This window comes from Flavobacterium aeripolare (assembly GCF_013294025.1).
In the GTDB taxonomy this organism is placed as follows: domain Bacteria; phylum Bacteroidota; class Bacteroidia; order Flavobacteriales; family Flavobacteriaceae; genus Flavobacterium.
In genome coordinates this window covers 458,152-479,837 of sequence record NZ_JABSNL010000001.1, presented here as the reverse complement: position 1 = coordinate 479,837, position 21,686 = coordinate 458,152, and the positions used below count along the sequence as shown (strand labels likewise).

At 35.0% G+C, this 21,686-nt stretch carries 15 protein-coding genes, 1 tRNA gene and 2 pseudogenes; 5 read left to right on the top strand and 13 right to left on the bottom strand.

Features of this window, described 5'->3' with window-relative positions; all coding sequences use genetic code 11:
* Positions 1–15 precede the first annotated feature (15 nt).
* From HNQ00_RS01995 to HNQ00_RS01970, 6 genes are all read right to left on the bottom strand, one after another.
* Complete coding sequence (locus HNQ00_RS01995; protein WP_173836642.1) at positions 16–1,929, bottom strand: fumarate reductase/succinate dehydrogenase flavoprotein subunit; 1,914 nt, start codon at positions 1,927–1,929, stop codon at positions 16–18.
* Positions 1,930–1,931: 2 nt separating this feature from the next.
* On the bottom strand, positions 1,932–2,591 hold the full coding sequence (locus HNQ00_RS01990) for a succinate dehydrogenase cytochrome b subunit (protein ID WP_173836568.1): 660 nt from the start codon (positions 2,589–2,591) through the stop codon (positions 1,932–1,934).
* A gap of 40 nt (positions 2,592–2,631) precedes the next feature.
* Positions 2,632–4,062: an anion permease gene (locus HNQ00_RS01985; RefSeq protein WP_173836566.1), complete on the bottom strand. Its 1,431-nt coding sequence runs from the start codon at positions 4,060–4,062 to the stop codon at positions 2,632–2,634.
* Positions 4,063–4,076: 14 nt separating this feature from the next.
* Positions 4,077–5,183: a porin gene (locus tag HNQ00_RS01980; protein ID WP_173836564.1), complete on the bottom strand. Its 1,107-nt coding sequence runs from the start codon at positions 5,181–5,183 to the stop codon at positions 4,077–4,079.
* 96 nt (positions 5,184–5,279) lie between these two features.
* Entirely contained in the window at positions 5,280–5,591 is a 312-nt protein-coding gene (locus HNQ00_RS01975) for a hypothetical protein (protein WP_173836562.1), read from the bottom strand.
* 139 nt (positions 5,592–5,730) lie between these two features.
* Complete coding sequence (locus HNQ00_RS01970) at positions 5,731–6,183, bottom strand: hypothetical protein (protein ID WP_173836560.1); 453 nt, start codon at positions 6,181–6,183, stop codon at positions 5,731–5,733.
* 280 nt (positions 6,184–6,463) lie between these two features.
* Here HNQ00_RS01970 and HNQ00_RS01965 point away from each other — a divergent pair, with 280 nt between their 5' ends.
* A complete protein-coding gene (locus tag HNQ00_RS01965; RefSeq protein WP_173836558.1) occupies positions 6,464–7,651 on the top strand; it encodes a PAS domain-containing sensor histidine kinase in 1,188 nt (395 codons plus the stop codon).
* Complete coding sequence (locus tag HNQ00_RS01960) at positions 7,648–8,700, top strand: response regulator (RefSeq protein WP_173836555.1); 1,053 nt, start codon at positions 7,648–7,650, stop codon at positions 8,698–8,700. Before HNQ00_RS01965 ends, HNQ00_RS01960 begins: the two co-directional genes overlap by 4 nt.
* 1,295 nt (positions 8,701–9,995) lie before the next feature.
* Here the strand turns inward: HNQ00_RS01960 and HNQ00_RS01955 are convergent.
* Both HNQ00_RS01955 and HNQ00_RS01950 read right to left on the bottom strand, forming a co-directional pair.
* On the bottom strand, positions 9,996–11,063 hold the full coding sequence (locus HNQ00_RS01955; protein WP_173836554.1) for a DUF932 domain-containing protein: 1,068 nt from the start codon (positions 11,061–11,063) through the stop codon (positions 9,996–9,998).
* A gap of 54 nt (positions 11,064–11,117) precedes the next feature.
* A pseudogene (locus tag HNQ00_RS01950) lies at positions 11,118–11,510 on the bottom strand (single-stranded DNA-binding protein).
* Positions 11,511–12,429: 919 nt separating this feature from the next.
* On the opposite strand from HNQ00_RS01950, the gene HNQ00_RS01945 reads away from it, so the two are divergent.
* Positions 12,430–12,708, top strand: coding sequence for a DNA-binding protein (locus HNQ00_RS01945; protein WP_173836552.1), 279 nt, complete (start codon positions 12,430–12,432; stop codon positions 12,706–12,708).
* Positions 12,692–13,006 (top strand): hypothetical protein, encoded by a 315-nt coding sequence (locus HNQ00_RS01940; RefSeq protein ID WP_254598421.1) that lies wholly within the window; start codon positions 12,692–12,694, stop codon positions 13,004–13,006. The genes HNQ00_RS01945 and HNQ00_RS01940 overlap by 17 nt, the downstream gene beginning before the upstream one ends.
* A gap of 83 nt (positions 13,007–13,089) precedes the next feature.
* Here HNQ00_RS01940 and HNQ00_RS01935 read toward each other — a convergent pair whose 3' ends face one another.
* The 5 genes and pseudogenes from HNQ00_RS01935 to HNQ00_RS01915 form a co-directional block, all read right to left on the bottom strand.
* On the bottom strand, positions 13,090–14,394 hold the full coding sequence (locus HNQ00_RS01935) for a site-specific integrase (RefSeq protein WP_173836550.1): 1,305 nt from the start codon (positions 14,392–14,394) through the stop codon (positions 13,090–13,092).
* Positions 14,395–14,685: 291 nt separating this feature from the next.
* Positions 14,686–14,767: transfer RNA gene (locus tag HNQ00_RS01930), tRNA-Tyr, on the bottom strand.
* Positions 14,768–15,149: 382 nt separating this feature from the next.
* A pseudogene (locus HNQ00_RS01925) lies at positions 15,150–15,536 on the bottom strand (peroxiredoxin family protein); the annotation flags it as partial.
* Positions 15,537–15,554: 18 nt separating this feature from the next.
* Positions 15,555–16,307 carry a DUF4369 domain-containing protein gene (locus tag HNQ00_RS01920; protein ID WP_173836548.1) on the bottom strand — a complete coding sequence of 251 codons (753 nt, stop codon included), beginning with the start codon at positions 16,305–16,307 and terminating at the stop codon, positions 15,555–15,557.
* A 255-nt stretch (positions 16,308–16,562) separates the two neighbouring features.
* The gene (locus tag HNQ00_RS01915) at positions 16,563–16,799 is read right to left on the bottom strand and encodes a hypothetical protein (RefSeq protein ID WP_173836546.1); all 237 of its coding nucleotides are present in this window, start codon (positions 16,797–16,799) and stop codon (positions 16,563–16,565) included.
* Positions 16,800–17,588: 789 nt separating this feature from the next.
* On the opposite strand from HNQ00_RS01915, the gene HNQ00_RS01910 reads away from it, so the two are divergent.
* On the top strand, positions 17,589–21,686 hold a 4,098-nt coding region (locus HNQ00_RS01910; protein ID WP_173836545.1), incomplete at its 3' end, for a beta strand repeat-containing protein.

Genomic DNA, 21,686 nt, shown 5'->3' with positions numbered 1-21,686 from the left:
TTTTTCTCTTTTCTTTTATTTATAACTTCTTACGCTTAGTTTGACAGCTTCAAACACCAAAGGTTCTTTATGCAGTTCCGGTGCTATTTCTTTACCTTTAAATTCCCATGCAGACACATAACAGAAGTCATCATCATTACGCAATGCTTCTCCTTCTGGAGTTTGAAATTCTTCTCTAAAGTGCGCCCCGCAAGATTCTTCTCTTTGTAGCGCGTCGTAACACATCAATTCGGCAAGGGCTAGATAATCAGCTACACGACCAGCCTTTTCGAGTTCACTATTTAAGGTGTCGTCTCCAGTGATTTTTAAATCTTTTTCGAATGAAATCCTTAGTTGACCAATATCTATAATGGCTTGTTCAAGGCTTTCTTTGGTTCTAGATAAACCGCATTTGTCATATAATAATTTGCCTATTGTTTTATGGAAATAATCCGCAGAAAGATGTCCATCAGTATTTAAAAATTGGTTCAACTGCTTTCTAACGGCATTTTCCGCTTCTATAAATGCGGGATCTTCAGTGGTGGCTTTGGCATTTTTTAATTCACCTGCCAAATAATCCGGTATTGTGTAAGGCGATATAAAATAACCATCTACGCAAGATTGAAGTAAAGAGTTGGCACCAAGTCGATTGGCACCATGATCAGAGAAATTAGCTTCACCAAGTGCAAATAAACCAGGAATAGTGGTCATTAAATTATAATCTACCCATAAACCGCCCATTGTGAAATGTGCCGCTGGCGAAATAAGCATTGGTTCTTTATAAGCATCGATGCCATTTATTTTCAAATACATAGTAAATAGATTGCTGTATTTGGCTTCTATAGCGTCTTTGCCTTGTTCTGCAATGGCTTTAGAAAAGTCAAGGCAAACCGCATTCTTCATTGGGCCAATGCCACAACCAGCATCAATTCGTTCTTTAGCCGCACGCGAGGCAATATCACGAGGTGCCAAATTACCAAAAGTAGGGTAGCGGCGTTCGAGATAATAATCCCGTTCTTCTTCTGGAATGTCGTTTGGTATTCGATCATCTCCCACTTTTTTAGGTACCCAAATGCGACCATCATTTCGCAATGATTCCGACATTAAGGTTAATTTAGATTGTGTTGCTCCCACTTGAGGAAGGCAGGTAGGGTGAAACTGAATCCAGCTTACTCCAGCCATATAAGCTCCCTTTTTATGCGCACGCCAAATCGCAGAACTATTGCATCCCATAGCAAGAGTAGAAAGGTAATAAACTTTTCCATACCCTCCCGTTGCTAGCACGACAGCATCTGCTACGTGACGTTCTAAAACGCCAGTTTCAAGATTTCGAGCAATAATACCTTTTGCTTTACCATCAATCACCACCAGTTCTAACATTTCATGGCGCGTGTTAGACTTTATTTTTCCTTTTCCTACTTGTCTCATGAACGCTTGGTAGGCACCCAACATTAGTTGTTGCCCCGTTTGCCCGCGAGCATAAAACGTTCGTGATACCTGTACGCCTCCAAAAGAGCGGTTGTTTAGGTAGCCACTATATTCTCTTGCAAAAGGAACTCCTTGTGCCACTGCTTGATCAATCAAATTTGCAGAACATTCTGCTAATCGATAGACATTTGCTTCGCGAGAGCGAAAATCACCTCCTTTGATGGTGTCATAAAACATGCGAAATACGCTATCTCCATCGTTTTTATAGTTTTTTGCAGCATTAACACCACCTTGAGCTGCCACTGAATGTGCACGTCTAGGGGAGTCTTGAAAGCAAAAAGATTGTATGCTATACCCTTGCTCTGCCAAGGAGGCTGCACATGATGCCCCGGCAAGACCGGTGCCTACGACAATTACATTTAGTTTTTTACGGTGAGCTGGGTTTACAAGTTGCGCTTTTGCCTTGTAGTTATTCCATTTCTCATTGATTGCTCCCTCTGGTATTTTTGAATTCATCATGATATTTATTTTATAAAATGGATGTATAGCGGAATGGCCATAAAACCCAAAGTGATCAATAGTGTGTAGATCCAACCAAAAACTTTGACGGCTTTTACATATTTAGGATGGTAAAGACCAAATGTACGTGAGGCACTAAAAAAGCCATGTAGTAAATGAAATCCTAGAGCTAAAAATGAAACTTCATAAACTAGTACATACCAAAGTTGATCATAGGTTGCAATAACAATAGTGTATAGATCTTTGTTGCCAGCAGCATCTAGTGGTAGATCGGTAAACATATACACATACCAGAAATCTTTAAAATGAATCACTAAGAAAATCAAAATGATAGTTCCTAATATTCCCATATTGCGACTGCTCCATGGACTTGACACTTTGCGTTTATCATAATAATAACTACTTGCATTTGCTTTTTTACTTTTTCGAGTAATAAGCAATGCATATACAGCATGACTTATTAAAGAGAGGTACAAAACCCAAGAGATTATTTTAATTAAGATATTTCCAGATAAGAGATGGGAGTACCAGTTAAATTGTTCCTGAGCACGAGCTGCAGGTAACAATAGCTGCAGGTTTCCTAAAAGATGTATGACTAAAAAGAAGCACAAGAATAATCCCGTGGCAGCCATGATTAGTTTGTATTGAAGTGTGGTTGTTTTCATATTCTGTTTTTGTAAATATTTCTATCGGGAACTAATTTTCTTACCATAAACCAATTACTTTCCACCAAACGCCTCCGATTAAGAACCAAACCAATAGAAACAACACACTCATAAAAAAGCCTTGTTTCCACCAATCCTTTAAATCTACATAAGTACTTCCAAAAAAGATAGGGGCAGGTCCATGCGCATAGTGTGTAATAGAGCCCATCAAAGTGGCACACGCACCCAAAAATATAGCTAACATAGTTCCTGGAACTCCTACTGCAATACCTACTGCTAAAAAAACAGAGTACATGGCAGCTACTTGTGCGGTGGCACTAGCAAACATATAGTGACAGTAAGAATAAACGATTATTATAAGAGGGAAAGCTAATTGCCAACTTAGGCCAGAAAGCTCATTACCAACCAAATTACCAAACCATCCTACAAAACCCAATGAATTAAGATACGAGCCCATCATTACTAATGATGAAAACCAAACGATAGTATCCCATGCACCTTTTTCTGACTTTACATCATCCCAAGTAAGCACCCTACTTAATAGCAAAATACAAAGTCCGATCAATGCTCCCGTAGTGGCATCAATAGAAAAAAGATTACCAAAAATCCAGAGTACCAGCAGGATAATAAAAGTAGCGACCATAAGCCATTCTTTACTAGATATTGATCCCATTTCTAAAAGTTGCTTCGCTGCAATGGCAGGTGCTTCTTTCGTTTCTTTCAGTTCTGGCGGAAATACTTTATATAGAAATATGGGTACTAGTAAAAAGCATATTAATCCTGGTACGGCAGCAGCGATAGCCCAGCTTCCCCAAGTAATTACAATTCCTTGATCAGCGGCAAACTTTTGTGCCATAGGATTACTGGCTGTAGCTGTCAAAAACATAACCGATGTAATCATATTGGCATTGTAACTACTTAAGGTTAAAAATGCACCAATTTTACGATGCGTTTCCGGTTTTTCTGGGATCGAACCCATATTTACTGCGATGGATTTCATAATAGGAAAAATAACTCCACCAGCTCTTGCCGTGTTACTAGGTATAGCTGGAGCCAATATCAAGTCGGCAGTATTAAGACCGTAAGCCAATCCTAGTGGGCTTTTACCAAAGATCTTTATAAAGTTATAGGCAATTCGAGTACCTAATCCCGTTTTTATAAAACCTCTCGCAATAAAAAAAGCCAAACCGATAAGCCAAATGGTCGAGTTACCAAAGCCGCTAAGGGCATTTACAATCGAAGCTTTAGGATCACCTGGAGCTAAAACCTGTGTGGTTGCACATAAAGTCATTCCTATGATAGCCATCGTTCCCATAGATGCTGCTTTTGAAATAATACCAACAATGGTTGCAATAAAAATGGCAAGAAGATGCCAGGCATTCGGCTGAACTCCGTCTGGAACAGGTATGAACCAAATGGTCAGCCCGATAATCGTTGTTATAAGTAAGGACTTAAAATTAATCTCTTTCATGTTTTCGCTATGTGTTAAAATCGGATTTGTAATTGAACGTAGGCCAGATTATGGTTATTTGTTGTTGTTAAGGGTATTTCGTTTTTATACCAATCAATTGATACTCCCATTTGTAATGCTGCATAATAATCGTCAGCAAATATTAAACTAAGATTAGGAATGATGGTTTGACGGGCATTGCTGTCCATTTTGTAACTTTCGTCTAAATACTCGTAGCGAGAGGAGAATTCTATCGCACGAATTCGCTTACTCTGTAAGTCATACTTGAGGGTAGGGAGAAAATAAAACCCGTGCATGTTATAGTCTGATAAGGCTGATTTTATTATTACCGTGTTATCTGCAAGTGCCCCATTATACTCTAGGAAATTAGACCCTGTTTTTGCTTCAGCCATAAGCAAAAGCTGAAATTTATCAGACAAGGGTAATCTAGCTGTTAGATCGACACCATAAGCATATCCTGTACCGCTGGTAGCGATGCTTCCTGTGGCGACATTTGCGCCTAGGGTGAAATTTTTGACTATATCAGTTTCTAATCTTAAGTACCCATTTTTGCCGTTATTATCGTCACTTTTCTGGGTTTTATTATTACCATTATACACGCCCATAAAATAACGCAAATCTCCTTTCTTAGTCAGATCTCCAAAAACGGACATCCCTATCTGAAAACTTTGCCAGCCATTTTTACCGAAAGAGTAGTATTGATTTGAAAAATCTAGAGTTCGAATAACATCTACTGAGAGGGCATCTTCTACACCAAAAGAGGGGCGAAATTGTCCTACCTGTACATGAAAATAGTTGCTTTGACTGTATTTGATATAGGCATTCTCTAAGACTTTATTGGTAGGATTCCCACTGAAATCTGCTAGGTTCACTAATATATTCGCTGAAAAGTGATCATTAATATTGGCCTTAACCAGTATTCTGGCTCTTTTAACTGTAAAGGTGTTTGTAATAGCCGTTTCATCACTTGATATATAATTTTTACCGTCAATATCAGTATTATCAGTTATTGAATATACATATCGCGTTTGCATAACACCACCAAAACTTAAGGCTCTTTTGTACGCAGAGTAATTAGAAATGCTGTCTGTAGATGAGGTTCTATCTCGCTGTTGTGCCAATAAAAAATTAAAGTTGACTAATACCACAAGAAAGACAAAGGACAGTTTGTTTTTTGAATTCATATAATTTATTTTAAAGATGATGAACGATTACCACTATTTTTGAATGTGGGTGACAGCACGCATGAAATCGGCAGTTGATGTGTCAGATGCGGTTCCGTAACCATCGATCAAAGTTCCTTTTTCGTTATTATCGGTTTCAATGGCATACATAATCGAACTATCGTCCTGACTTGAATCACCTTCAAAGCGATAAAAATGAACTATTTTTATCTGTTCAGGTTCAAAATGATTATTGGTTTTGAGCGAAATCAGCGTTTTCCCATTTACTTCAAATTGGGATGTAAATCCTAAATTTTCTACATATGCCAATATTGTTACTAAGCTATCCATGTTTGCCTTTTCCATAATTATTTTGAGTTTGTTACAGGGTTTGTGGTTCTTCTTTTAAATGCCGCTGTTTACAAATTTGAAGAAATAAAAAGTTATCCGAAATGACGTGGATCAGTCTTTCAAATTTTACTTTCGATCATTGGTAAAAATTTAATTAAACCGATAAAAAATACGTTTCTCTATTATACCGGCCTTGTTCAAATTGCCAGTTTCTATTAATTACTTGCTGCAACACTTTATTACGCTCTATAATATTATTTGATTTCTTGATATAGATGTTGGCTCCTGCCTCTAGTATATCTTCATCAAAAGAGGACGCCTTGGAATCATACACTATTATAGAGAGATCTTTACTTTTTAAGTTTTTTCTAATAGTTGCGATTTCTTTGGTACATTTTTGCACATTTTTATTTAAGTAGAAAAATAAAATAGGAGTGTCCATAATAGGCATCTCTTTCAAATTTTGCAGACATGATTCTATATTTCGATATAAAGAAATGGGAGTTCTTGACCCCATATGTGTTAATGCTGTTTGAAAAATGGTTAATATTTCAGCATCTTCTTTGAGAAGAAGTCGGTGTACTGGGAGGGTTTTATACGAGATCATAGACTGTATTATTTGATAATGGCAAAGGAGCGATAAAAGCGCATCATTAGTCGTGACGAAAAACATCTAGCTTTATGATGTAAATCACTTTTATAAATCAAAAGGATGTATCACCGACTTAAAGACTTTATTAATTTGAAAGAAAATACCCTAATTATTTCTTTTTATATCAAAATAAAGAGTACGTGCGAGTTATGCTGTCATTAAAGTCACCTAATTCCTTTACTGAGTTTAAATAGTCGTTCTTTATCCAGATCATCATAATTTGATCAAAAATTAGATGAACAACGCCGCTCTTTTATATGCCCTTGTGCAAAATGCTTTGGATGGAATCATCACTATTGACGAAAAAGGAATTGTAGAATCTATTAATCCCGCGGGTTGTATTCTATTTGAGTACTTAGAAGAAGAAGTTATAGGTCAAAATATAGCTATGCTGATGCCTTCAAACGATAAGGAAAAACATGATGGCTACCTAGGAGATTATAAAAACACAAGAAAGCCAAGTATAATAGGCACTGGTAGAGAACTGATAGGATTACGCAAAGGGGGACAAGAATTTCCAATGAAACTGGGAGTCAGTGAGGTTCAATATTCAGGAAAAACAATGTATGCAGGATTTATACATGATCTCACCCAGCAGAAAATCGACGAAGAACGTTTTAAAAATTATGCTGCAGAGTTGGAGGCATTAGTTGAAGTTAGGACTAAGTCGCTTAATGATACGATTTTTGCTTTAGAAAAAGCTAAAGAAAAAGTCAGTATTTCATTAGAAAAAGAAAAGGAGCTTAGTAAATTAAAGAATAGATTTTTGTCGATGGCTTCACATGAATTTAGAACGCCACTAAGTACGGTGCAACTTTCTGCTTCGTTGATTGAAAGGTATGCCGAACCATTTAAAAGCGATCCAATCAGTAAACATGTGAGTAAGATTAAAAATTCGGTGATGAATTTAACCGCTATTCTTAATGATTTTCTTTATGTCGAAAAATTAGAAGTAGGGAAAATGATGGTTAGTTTAACGAGTTTCGATTTAACCACATTTTCTAAAGAAGTAACCGAGGAGATGCAGTTATTGGCAAAAGCCAAGCAGAAAATTAATTATAAGCATTTAGGTAAAGAAACCATGGTGTCCTTAGATATCAATTTATTAAAAAATTGTGCAATTAATTTAATTACTAATTCCATCAAATATTCTGGTGATAAATGTTGTATTAATTTAGTAACAGAGATTACGAATTCATACTGTATTTTATCTGTTCACGACAATGGCATAGGTATTCCATTAGAGGAACAAAAATATTTATTTCAGGCATTCTTTAGAGCGCACAATACTGGTAGCATTCCAGGAACAGGGCTAGGATTAAATATCGTTAGTCGCTATGTTTCTTTGATGAATGGTACAGCTGAATTTAAAAGTAACACGCAGGACGGAACACTATTTACATTAAAATTTCCTTTATTATGAGCAAAGTATTAATTATAGAAGATCACAATGACATCAGAGAGAACGTTGTAGAAATACTTACTTTGAGCGGGTACACCGTTTTTCAAGCCAATAATGGTAAAGTAGGAGTAGAGTCTGCAATTTTTAACATGCCAGACATAATTTTATGTGATATTATGATGCCTGAGCTTGACGGCTACGGCGTTTTATATTTGCTTAATAAAAATCCAGCAACAAGCACAATTCCATTTATATTTATTACAGCAAAGTCAGAGCGACCAGATTTAAGAAAAGCGATGGAAATGGGAGCAGACGATTACCTGACCAAACCATTTGATGATATTGAACTGTTGCAAGCAATAGAGAGCCGACTGAATAAAAAAAAAGTAGAACAAGAGTTTTATAAAGATACTATTGGTACGAATGTAACGGGAAGTTCTAGTAAAGAGGGAATAGCTGAACTTAAAAAAATAATAGATACGCATGCTCGCAGACCTTTTAAAAAAAATCAAGTTATTCACTATGAAGGTGATCGTGCTGTTGGAATTTACCTCGTTATTTCAGGTAAGATTAAAACGGTAAAAATGGCTGAAGATGGCCGGGAGCTGATGACGGGTATTTATCAATGCAATGATTTTTTGGGAATTAACACCATTCTTTGTCATGCGACTTTTACAGATACAGCAACAGCAATTGAAGATAGCGAATTGTGTTTTTTTCCAAAAGAACAATTTGAAGAACTGATAAAATTGTATCCAGATGTAGCCGAGAAATTTATTAAAATTTTATCGAATGAAATTCGTTCAAAGGACACCCATTTATTATTGATAGCCTACCAATCTGTTCGAAAAAGAGTAGCAGAATCACTGCTTAAAATTTTCATATTTGAAGATGAGGTTCAAGGGAACAGCATTAAAATAACGCGAGATGATCTTGCGGCCATGTCTGGTACAGCTCCAGAAACGGTTAGCAGAACTTTAACGGAGTTTAGAAACGAAGGCTTAATCGAAAAAAAAGGAAGCTACATTGTAGTTTTAGATTACAATAAAATAAGCAGGATGAAAAATTAAAATAGTTGCTAGCAGCTGAAAAGAAATCAGAAAATTCAAGATCTTCAGCATTAAATTTAAGTCGAATAAAAGCTCGTAAATGATTACTATTGATAGTGAAACGATCGAGAGTTCCTTTCCCATATCCTTTACCCAGAAAAGTCGTCATTTCATCATTATGTTTTTGGAACTCTTCAACTACTTTGGCTCTCGTAGCATTTTTACCCAAAATGTAATTCATCACTTTCTGAGAAGCAATTTGCTTTCCGCTATACATGTTAGCGGTTTTGTACTTATTAACTTTCAACGTAAGAGACTTTAAGAACATATTAATAATTTTCGCATATTCCTTAGTTACGATTGCTCTTTCTATTTTTAATCACAACATGAGACATCCCATTTGCATCTCGAAGATGTTTCTTTAGGTATCCCATCTACTGTACTTCTAACAGAAATGGTTCTAATTTTACTTTCATTGCGGGGAGGGGCAAAAAGATAATAAACACCAAACTGCTTTCTACCATAATTCAACTTTTAAGGTTAATAAATGTAGAATTATAACTTCAAAAAATCAAGTCGTTAAGTACGTTAATCTCTGTGTGTATAAGAGTTTAACTCATATTTTAATGTGTGTTTTTGAAAAATACTAATGTGTCACGACTCTGCCATAGAAACTTTGAGTGCTTTTATAAATTTTGACAAAGTGCAGAAAATGATAAAAGCCTGCAAATCGTTGGATTTTCAAGCTTAACACTTTTTTTGAGAACTTTTGAAAAGATTGAAAAACTTTCATTTTTTAATCTTAATCCCTTTTAGTGGGGAGAAGGGTTTTCCAGTTACGAAAAATTAGTAGTAATAACATTCTTTGAAAGAGTGACCAAATGGATTTCCATTGGATTAATTATTTTTGGACTACTCATGTTATGGAGTTATTCAAAAACGAAGTCAAGCGAAAAGAAACCAGCTCAAATCAAAGTAGAAAATTTGCAATAATAAGGCGGCATTCTTTTGCTTCTTTTCTTTTTACGCTTTTGTGGAAAGAAATGAAGGCGATAATAAGTAATAGGATAAAGAATATCCTATCATTTAACTCGAACCTTTTCAGAAAAAATAGATGGAAGCGTTGCGTACTGATTACTTTTTTCTGAAGTGGTTCAACTAGTTTCTTCAAAAAGATTTTCCCGATCATTTGGAAGGGAAGGTCTTTTTGAAGTTCGACATTGCAACAAATGTATTCAGTAATACAAAGAAATTAGACTTATAAAAAATAGACGGCCACTATCAAAGTGGGCCGTCTATAGTTTTAAAAGGGAATATTAATTAAAGCAATTTGTACCCATATTTTGAAAATTAGTACAGATTTCAAATGCCTTCTGAGATTTTAATTGTGCAGTACCTCCCAAAATAATAGATTGCAATTTTGCTTCATTGTCCTTATAGCTTCGCACATTTTGATAGTATCCTGTTACAGCATTGTAAGCGCCAAATAAAGTTCCTTTTGTGGTGTTCATTTGTTGTGAGTCGCTTGTCATAGCGTAGGCAAAAGCATCTTCAACCGTGTTTTTAAATACGGTGGACAATTCAGCATCATTTCCAGTTTGGAGATATTGTAACGTTTCCTTGTTAGGGCATATTGCGAGTTGTATCATTTTCTTAACCTCATTATCATTCACTTTTACTTTTGCCCAATTATTAAAAATGTTTTCTAATTGATTGCTAAATTCATTTGCTAATCCCATTACTTTATGCGCATTTTCCAAACGTTGTTTTGCTCCTGAAGTGTGGCGAATTCTTACTACATTACTCATATATCGAAGAGAGGCATTTAGTGTATTTTGGCAAACAATTCTAACAGGCGTAAAAGCTGCAGTAATACTGCCGCTACCATCGTGTGAAGTCGTGAGAAAAATATATTTTTCTGTAACATCATCACCATTACCAACACGAATATAGTTAGGTAATTTTGCTGTAATAAAAATGCGTTCTCCATTACCTAATGCGCCTGCAGTCTCGTACATAATTCCATCTGTTCCACCTACAATAGCATCAAAGAAACCAAATGCTTCACGATTTTGGACAATATGATACTCTTTACCGACTACACCCAAAACAGTATTGTTATCGGTACGGGTAGTGGCAAAATAATTAGGCACTTTTAGTTCATTGTCTCTAATTGCTAAACAGTCATTAGAATCAATTACGTTTGATACCTTGGAATAAAGAGGACTTTTTATGACTTCATAGTCAAGTCCTGCATGTTTAATTGCTTCTGCACTTGTCGGATAGTCTGTTACTATTTGCCCTAAGCCGTGCCAAGCTTTTTCTTGTACGCTAAAAAATGAATAGCGTCCCGTTCTTTCGTTGAAATTTAGATTGTGTGCCATGATATTAAAGTTTTTAAAGTTTTAAAAGTTGAAAAAATTATTATGTGTTTAGTGTTAAAATGGTAAATCTTCAACAGGTTCTGGTGTGATGATCTTTGTATTATCCTGTTTTGTAATTCCTTGTGTAAATTCAATTTTCTTACTACCTCCGTGCAATTTTATTGTCGATGTATGAAAATTCAAACTTGATTTTAATTCTCCGTTAGTAGCTGTCTAGGCTCTTGCACTTACTCTACCTGTAAGCTCGACTAAAGCGCCTTTGGTGACTATTTTTGCAACATTTGGACTTATCCAGTAGGAGCAATCAAAATAGCTTGTTTGCTCTATGCGTTCGCCTTGCTTATTTTTGTAGCTATCATTGATGGCTACAGAAAAATTCACTACTTGTTTGTCTTGCGTGGTTCTGTGTATTTCCGCATCCTTTATTAATCTTCCGATGATGTTCATGATTTTCTGTTTTTAGGATTATTTTTTTTTAAATTAATTTATTTGGTAATGAGAGGAGGAGCTGTTTTGTTTCACTCTAAATCCAATATAAATTGTAATACATTTCATTGTTGACATTTTTTTTTATTCGTCCAAAGAGTCGGAGTATGTTATGTTTCGTTTCGAGAGCATAAAAGGTTAGTGTTTAGCAAAAACAAGGTTTTATCAAATAAATACTATTCGCCGCGGCGGATGGAGATTTTTTGATAAACCCGTAGGGCAAGACCTTTTTTTTGCGTTAAAAACACTAGTATACCTTTGCTCTTGAAATGGGACAATTAGCATACTGGCTTTTGAATACAGATAGGATGGAAGCAAGGTTGTCCTGTGTATTATTTGTGATGGTAAAGAAAGAAGGTACTCGACTAAAAGTACTGTTTGAGGGTACTAATCAGCTAATAGTTTGAAGTAATATTATGGCTAAATAAGCCATGGAAAAGGATCTTGAAAATTATACGTAGTTAGTGGCTTTAATTTTCAAGATTCTTTGCTGCGTATCCTAAAAGCTCTTTTATACTGTAGCATAGCGAAGGTATAAATGTGCTTTGAGGATCTGAATTGGTTGCAAATTAATTGAAGTATGAATCGCTTTCAAAGAATGTATAATTTTCACTGAAAGTTTTAAGCCCTTTTATAAATAGTATTTAAACGGCCATTTAAAGACAAATAAAACCATTGATGATCAGCTGAATATATGAAATGTATTAAGTATATACTTTAGAGAAAAATAACTAAAATTGGGCTATTTATTGCATTATGATTTACATAAAAGGATTTGTGAATAGTTTTCTATCTCAATAAAATCATGAGCATAGTAAGTAGTTATTCGAGATTGAAGATTAAAAGTATTTATTGTTTAAATTTTTAATAATTGGAGATTATGAATGATATGGTAACAAAAGAGGATTTAAGGCAATTTGGTTTGGAATTACTAGGTAATATTGGAAACTTAATAACACAGACGAAAGAAGGTCATAGCGACGTAACGGAGCAAGAATGGATCAAAAGTAGGCAAGTCAGAAAATTGATGAATATGTCACCAGGATCTGTTCAAAACCTACGAGTAACCGAAAAGGTACGTTTTAAGAAAATAGTCGGCTCATATTACTATAATAAGGCTGATCTTCTAAAACTTTTCACAGATGAAAGAAGCAAATAAACTTAAAGAAGATCGGTTGATGAATTATTTCCTAATTTATATGGAAGATCCTAGACTAAACGTTTGGCACTTCGCTCTTTTGCTAGCTATAGTAAGCTTGGGCTACAAGCAGGGGCAGATACAAAATATTAAAGTGAGTCGAAGCAAAATCATGGCACTTTCCCATATTAATACACTACCGACCTATCATAAGTATTTCAAAGAATTACAGAATTTAGGATACATTGAATATTTTCCTTCCTACCATCCAGGTGTTAGAAGTGAAGTCTGTCTAATAGACAAAAAGGTTGCTCCATGATGGAAGCAACCTTTTTTTGTGATATGAATAAATATGTTTTAGGAGTCTTTATTTCTGGTTAATAAACAGTATTTGCTTTGATTTCAAGAAAGGTTATACTTTTGCTTGATCTTTTTTATTTCTTTCTCTAATCTAGAGAGGATGGCTAGATCTGATTCACACATGACAGGATCCGTTTTATTTATCCGTTTATTAAGTAATGCCATTTCTCGTCCAACTGTAACTTGTTCCGTTATAGCATACGCTTCTGTCTGCTTTACAGAGGAATGTCCAAGCATTTCCTTCACAACATTGATTGGGACGTTATTTTGCAACGTAACGGTACTTCCAAAGGTCCTACGAGCCATGTGTGTATTGAGAGTAAACGGGAAAGCACACAGTAAAGCGATCTCTTTCAAATATTCATTCATTTTTTGATTAGAGGCTACAGGCAAGACATTGCCACGTTGTATACAAAGCGGATGATCTTTATATTTTTCAATTATTTTTAGTGCTTGAGGTAGGAGAGGAACATTAGTTGAAGAGCCTGTTTTTTGTCTTTCAGACATGATCCATGATTGTTTATCAATACCCACTTTGATATCAGTTTTCTTTAGTTGATACACATCGATATAAGCTAGTCCTGTGTAGCATTGAAAAACGAAAACGTCTCTGACTACATTAAGCCGATCAGTACTGAAATAGTGCCTTTCTAGCTCATATAATTCCTGAGTAGAAAGTGGTTTTTTTATAATTTTTGATTTTTTACCTTTAAAGTTTTTAAACGGATCTTTTAAAATGACTTCATGATCAATAGCACGTAGTACTATCTTTTTAAAGTTAGCAATATATTTTAAGGTCGTATTATTACTGCAATTACGAACTGATCGTAAGTAAAATTCAAAGTCTTTTATAAATGCGAGATTCAAATCAGAAAATTCAAGATCTTCTGCATTAAATTTAAGTCGAATAAAAGATCTTAAATGATTAATAGTAATAGTGAAACGATCTAGAGTTCCTTTTGCGTATCCATTACCCAATAGAGCCGTCATTTCATCGTTATGTTTTTGGAACTCTTCAAGTACTTTAGCTCTGGTAGTATTTTTACCCAAAATGTAATCCATAACTTTTTGAGCAGTTATAAGCTTACCGCTATACATGTTCTCAGTCTTATATTGATTAATTTTAAGAATAAGAGAATCCAAGAAGAAGTTAATAGATTTGGCATCTTCTTTCGAACCAGTTGCTCTTTCTAATTTTTGATCCCAACGTGAGATATCCCACTTCCGTTTTGTAGATGTTTCTTTAGGAATTCCGTCTACAGTGATTCGAAGATAAATAGTTCTAATTTTATTTTCATTGCGGGGGATTTTCAAAAAGAAAACCAGCCCAAAACTGCTTTCTAACATAATTCGACTTTTAAGGTTAATAAATGTAGAATTATAAGTTATTAAAATCAAGTCGTTAAGCACGTTAACCCCTTTGTTAATGGGGTTTTAGATGATATTCTGTGGCACTTTTTTAAAAATGCAAATGTGCCACGATTGTGCCATAGAAACTTTGAGCGCTTTTATAAATTTTGACTAGGTGCAGAAAATGAAAAAAGCCTGCAAATCGTTAGATTTGCAGGCTTAACACTATTTTTGAGGACTTTTGAAAATATTGAAAAGCTTTCACTTTCTTATCTTCATCCCTTATAGTGGGGAGAGTAGGATTCGAACCTACGAAGACGTAGTCAGCAGATTTACAGTCTGCCCTCGTTGGCCGCTTGAGTATCTCCCCGAGGCCTTTGATAACAACGTTTGTTGTTGTTGTTAGCGGTGGCAAATATAGGAACACTTTTCGTTTCTACAAACAAATTTTGGAGTTAATTTTTGATTATTTTTGATATTATTTTTAATCTATTGGAAGTGAATAATATAAAAATAAAATATTTTAGAAATGAACGTAAGTTTGCTGTCTAGATGTCTTCTTTTGCAGCAGTTTCAAAGGCTTTTCGCATCTTATAAATAGTCTTTCAAAGTGTCTTTGGAATGAATTAGTACATAGGAGTGCGTATCGCTGATAAGAAATAAGATTATTTGTAAAAGAGTGTGTGACTTTTTGAAATAAAAAAAACCTCCGCAAGGGAGGTTTTAGTGAAATAGAAGTGTTTAAATCTATCTTATTTATTTAGCAACTCTAAGACTTTAGCTTTTAATTCGGCTCCTCTTAGGTCTTTTGCAACAATTTTACCAGTAGCGTCTAATATAAAAGTAGCTGGAATTGCTTCCACTTTATACTGTGCAGCTATTGGTTCGTCCCAAAATTTTAAGTTTGATACATGAGTCCATGTAAGTTTGTCTTTAGCAATAGCCTCTTTCCATTTAGCGGCATCCTTATCTAGTGAAACCCCTACTATGTTTAAACCTTTACTATGTAGCTCATTATACATGGCAACTACATTAGGGTTTTCTTGTCTGCATGGACCGCACCACGATGCCCAAAAGTCAACAATTGTAACTTTTCCTAAACTCTCTTTTAAAGATACAATTTTACCTTCTGGATTAGGCGCTGAAAAATCTGATCTTCATTTAGCGTCACCAACAGCAGGTGCAGCAGCTCCAGTTGTAGGCGATTTCATTTGGTCTAATTTTGTTTTAATCTCTTTACCCGGTTTTGTGTTCTTTAAAGACTCATCAAAACTATTGTATATAGCTTCTGTTTTCTTGCTATCTGCAGATGGGTCGTTAGCCATTCCTTGCAGAATCAATGCACTAATTAAAGATTTTGGGTGCGTTTCTGCATACTTAATGTATTTTGCTTTTGACGATACAGCTACTTCTTCTTGAAGTTTAGAAAACTGTTGCATTAAGGTATTAATAACAGCAGTATCTTTGTTTTGCTGAGCCGTATTCATAGCTTGCATGTTGTTTATTTGAAAGTCCATAAGTTTCTTTTGAACTACTTTGATTTCTTCGTTAAACTTAACGTACTCATCATTGTTGTATGTTCCTGAAACTTTTGATTTTTGGATACTGTCTTTGTCGATAACAACTGTAATATCTCCATTTTCTAAGATGAAAGGTACTTTTCCTTGAACACCTTCAACTTGTAATGTATGGAAAATAGGCTCTACTGCTTTACCTTCAATTTCAAATTTTTCGTTTTCAACTTTAACTGTATCAACAGCTATCATTCCCATACCGTTAGCATCTTGTGTTTCAACGATAATGGTTTTACCATTTTCAATTCCTTTAGCAGTTCCTGAAATAGTGTACTTATCTTTATTGCATGAAGTAAATACTACTGCAGCAGTAAGGAATAAAATTAATTTTTTCATTATAAATTAGTTAATTGAGTTAAGCTGCAAAAGTATTTAATTTTATTAAAGTATAAATAATTTTATCAGCTAATTTTTTGTTATATTTTAAAGTTAATATCTTATAAAATTGTCATATTAATGGGCGAACGATATTTTTCTAAGAAAATTCGCGATTTATAGTTTATCTAATATAGCAACCTATCAAAGTAGTGAGCATAAAAATCAATACCTATGCTTTTTCAGGTTTTTTATAATGGATCAGAATTATAATTTCTAAACAACCTTCAAAATTTCAGCCTGTGTGTTTTCAATGTCACTTTTAGCTTGTTCTATTTCATTTAATGTGATCCTAATATCTAGTAATACTAATCTTAAATCTTTATTAGAGACAGGGCAAGAGGGATTGCTTTCTAATTTTAAATTTATTTGGTTTTTCTGTACTTCAAGAACTTCGAGTACTTCTTTTGCCCGTTTGAGCTGCATTTTGTGTAATTGTAGCTTTTCTTTCACGATTTAATGTAGTTTTGGTTTTTTGGAAGTGCTAATATATTAAAATTGACTGAATTATATGCTATAAGTAGTACAAAAACAGAAAGAATAATCTAGTTTATGTTAAATTTTATCTTTTTTTTGAAATTTTTAAATCCACTTGGGTGATGTTTACGTACATAAATTAATAGGGTTTTATAAGAGTTTGTTAATCAATAGTTTTAAAGATTTTAAAAGACTTTTTTATTTTCGAATGATAATTAATATGGATTTATCATTGACATATATCAATTTTTAAAATATATTTTACTATTTTTAACTTTGTCATTATTGTAATAAACCTACTATTATACCTATATATTAACATATAAATAAAGCACTATGACGTTTTTTGCCCCCAAAAAAAGAATAGGTTGTACTTCTTACAAGTACATTGGATATTTACTGTCCTTCATTAAGTACGAACAATTAATTCGCTTATTTCTTAGTTTAAAAAGAGATAAGTTCGAATGCGACATCCCTCTTTACAATTCGCTATTCCAATTTCATTTTTTTAAACGGAGCTAGTTTTAAAGGATGAATTTATATCTCCAAATTACATTATTTAAAATGTTATACTTTTTGCAATAGCTTTTACATAGTATTTTGAACAATACTTTTCATACGGTTTTTAGTTACAAACTAGTACAAATACAATCATAGTTGTCAATCTCTGACTTATTGATGTGTTGTTTAATGGCTAAATTCCCTTAAATACCAACAATACGCATACAAATACCACGATATTTTTTATAATTTAAAACATTTTTTATGAGTAATTCTACTTTAAAAAAGGTCAGTTTTAATGGAGTAAAGTCATTGGGTTTTGCCTTTGCATTATTGCTACTCTTATTATTAGGACCACAAGCACACGCTTTTAAAACGAATTTAAATAGCGGTATTGCGACAATTAATCCGGGAAGTCCGCCAGCTAATGTAAAAGTACCCTTAGTGAATGGGGCTGTATTCGATCAGCTGCAAGCCACTGTTACAGATGACGTTAGTGAATTTCTAAGTTGTGTAGGTAATGTGGCAAATGTAGGTAACCTCGTCGATAGTAATTTTAATAATTTCACTGATATTAATTTCACTGGACTAGGTTGTAATGCCATTTTAAGCGTAAAAGATGCGAACGATACCTATGCAGCTGGAACATATGCTGGATTTAGAATAGGAACTGCTGGTTTGATTCAGGCATCTTTAGGTGCTAGTGTAACAATTAGAACGTATCAAAATGGTGTTTTGAGAGAGACACATAACGCGGTTAATTCTCTTGTGCGTATTAATGCAAATATTTTAAACGCAGACGGAACAGCTACAATAGGATTTATAACAAGTTCGGCTTTTGACGAAATTAGAATTGAGTACACATCACTACTTTTAGATGTTCTTAGTAATTACCGTGTGTACAATGCTATAATTCAACAATTTTCTGCTCCAAGTAGTACTGATTTCGAATGCAATACAAAAACAGATTGGACTAACCCTAATTTCCCAGTTGCAATAAGTACTGCAAATACGGGATTTTTGACTGGACTATGTGTTGGTTGCTCAGTTAATAATACTGATAATGTAATTTCGGCGAGTACTTCAGATTTTGCTACACTCACAATAGCTGCAGGTGTTGGTACTAAGGGAGCAGTTGCTGTCAAGGACGTTATCACTAATTATACTGCAGGAACATTTGCAGGTTTCAAAGTTGGTGCTGCTGGACTTTTGCAAGCTTCGGTAGCTGCTAAAGTGGATATTATTACTTACCTAGAAGGAGTTCCACAAGAAACTTACCCAGCAGTTACATCCACTATAGGTATAAACTCTAGTTTAATTGACGGTAGTGGTAACGCTATTCTCGGCTTTGTTACTACAAAAGAATTTGACGAAATTAAAATCGAGTATACTTCTATTGTAGGTGTATTATTTACTTCCCAGATATATGGAGCGGTGATAGAACGATTTTGCATTGGTGCTGATCTAACCTGTAATACTGAAACGAAACTTACAAATCCTGCATTTCCAGTAGTTGTTAATAGTAAAAATACGGGAATTTCTGGCGTTTTGACTGTTGGAAGTTCGGTAAGCAACTCTGATGCAATACTTACTGAAAGTGATACAGATTTCGCAACACTAAATTTAGTTGCTGGAGCATTAGACTATAGTGCTTCAATTGCTGTACAAAATGTTCTTGAAACCTATCCCATAGGAACTTATGCTGGTTTTAATATTGAAAGTACCTCGTTATTAGATGTAGGCCTGCTGAAAGGCTATTCGATAGAAGCATATAATAATGGCGTTAAAACAGAGACGTTTTCTAGTGATTCAGGATTGATTTCGGTTAATAGCGTTTTATTGACTGGAAGTAACCGTTCAACTATAGGATTTGTTTCAACTCAAGAATTTGACGAAGTACGATTGGTTGTTAGTAATCCTATCTTGGGAGTAAATGTGGGAATAGTTAAAGTGTATAATGCTTTTGTCAGAAAGGTTTGTTCAGTACCTATTCAATGTGATGCCACCTATTATTTAAATGAAGGTGCTACTGGTTTTCCTGTAATTATAAATAGTCAAAATACCGGAATAGATGGTGTGGCTTGTGTAGGATGTTCTGTTAGTGATACTCAAAATGTAATTTCGAATAGTACCAAAGACTATGCAACTATCAGTACAGCTGTTGGAGTTCTTAATAAACCTTCTATAGCGATCAAAGATATTTTAAATACTTTTCCTATTGGTAGCGTTGCAGGATTTGCTATCCAAAATAGTAATGGTTTGTTAGCTGTAGATCTATTAAACTCTTTACAAATTACCACTTATTTAGATGGGAATTTACAAGAATCTAGAACTGGAACAGAATTATTAGATCTAACTGTTATCATTGATATCTTTGGTTCCTCTACAGGACGTTATAATGTTGGCTTCAAAACAACTAAACGTTATGACGAAATCAAGATTAGTTCAGCTGCTGTAGCGAGTGTTCTAAATACTATACGTATTTATGGTGCTTTTGTTGACACTAGAACTGCCAATGATTCAGGCTTGAGTTTAGATTGTAATAACACTCCAGAAGCGGTGAATGATACAGCGAGTGTAACTTCAGATGTTTTGTACAATTCAGTTGCTACTTTACAATCAAATGACACAGATGCTGATGGCGACACTCTAACTATTACTGCCGGAGCTTTTGCAACCACTCAAGGAGGAGAAATTATTATCGATGCTGATGGGAATTATACCTATCAGTCAGCGACTGGATTTATAGGGACTGATACTTATGTTTATACTGTTGGAGATGGTCAAGCAACTACTACCGGAACGGTTACGTTCACTGTAACTGCTCCAGCAAATTCAGCTCCAGTAGCGGTTAACGATATAGCGAGTGTAACTTCCGATGTGTTGTACAATTCTGTTGCTACTTTACAATCGAATGACACTGATGCTGACGGCGATATTTTAGCGGTAACAGCGGGAACATTTGCGACAGTAGAAGGAGGAGAAATTATTATTGATTCCGATGGGAATTACAGCTATCAATCTGCAATTGGTTTTGTAGGAACTGATTCTTATATTTATACTGTTGGAGACGGTCAAGCAACTACTACAGGAACGGTGACGTTCACTGTAAGTGCTCCAGCAAATTCTACTCCAGTAGCGGTGAACGATACAGCAACTGTAACTTCAGATGTGTTATACAATTCAGTTGCTACTTTACAATCAAATGATACAGATGCTGATGGCGATACGTTGACTGTTACGGCGGGAACATTTGCCACAGCAGAAGGCGGAGAAATCATTATTGGTGCAGATGGGAATTACACCTATCAATCAGTGACTGGATTTATAGGAACTGATACTTATGTTTATACCGTTGGAGATGGTCAAGCAAGTACTACTGGAACGGCGACGTTCACAGTAAGTGCTTTAGCAAATTCAGCTCCAGTAGCGGTAAATGATACAGCGAATGTAACTTCAGATGTGTTATACAATTCAGTTGCTACTTTACAATCAAATGATACAGATGCTGATGGCGATACGTTGACTGTTACGGCGGGAACATTTGCCACAGCAGAAGGCGGAGAAATCATTATTGGTGCAGATGGGAATTACACCTATCAGTCAGCGACTGGATTTATAGGGACTGATACTTATGTTTATACTGTTGGAGATGGTCAAGCAACTAGTACCGGAACGGTGACGTTCACTGTAAGTGCTCCAGCAAATTCAGCTCCAGTAGCGATGAACGATACAGCGAGTGTAACTTCAGATGTGTTGTACAATTCAATTGCTACATTACAATCCAATGACACAGATGTTGATGGTGATACTTTAACGGTTACTGCCGGAACATTTGCAACAGTAGAAGGAGGAGAAATCATTATTGGTACAGATGGGAATTATACCTATCAATCTCCAACAGCTTTCGTAGGAACTGATACTTATGTTTATACTATTGGAGATGGACAAGTAACTACTACAGGAACTTTAACTATTACGGTGAATGCTGCAATACCAGCAAATTCTACTCCAGTAGCGGTTAACGATACAGCGAATGTAACTTCAGATGTGTTGTACAATTCACTTGCTACTTTACAATCGAATGACACTGATGCTGATGGCGACACTCTAACTATTACTGCCGGAACATTTGCAACCACTCAAGGAGGAGAAATTATTATTGATGCCGATGGAAATTACACCTATCAATCAGCGACTGGATTTATAGGAACTGATACTTATGTTTATACTGTTAGTGATGGAAGAGTAACTACTACAGGAACATTAACTATTACGGTGAATGCTATAATTCCGACGAATTCAGCTCCAGTAGCAGTGGATGATTCTGCAACAGCTACAACCGAAGTTCTTTACAATTCA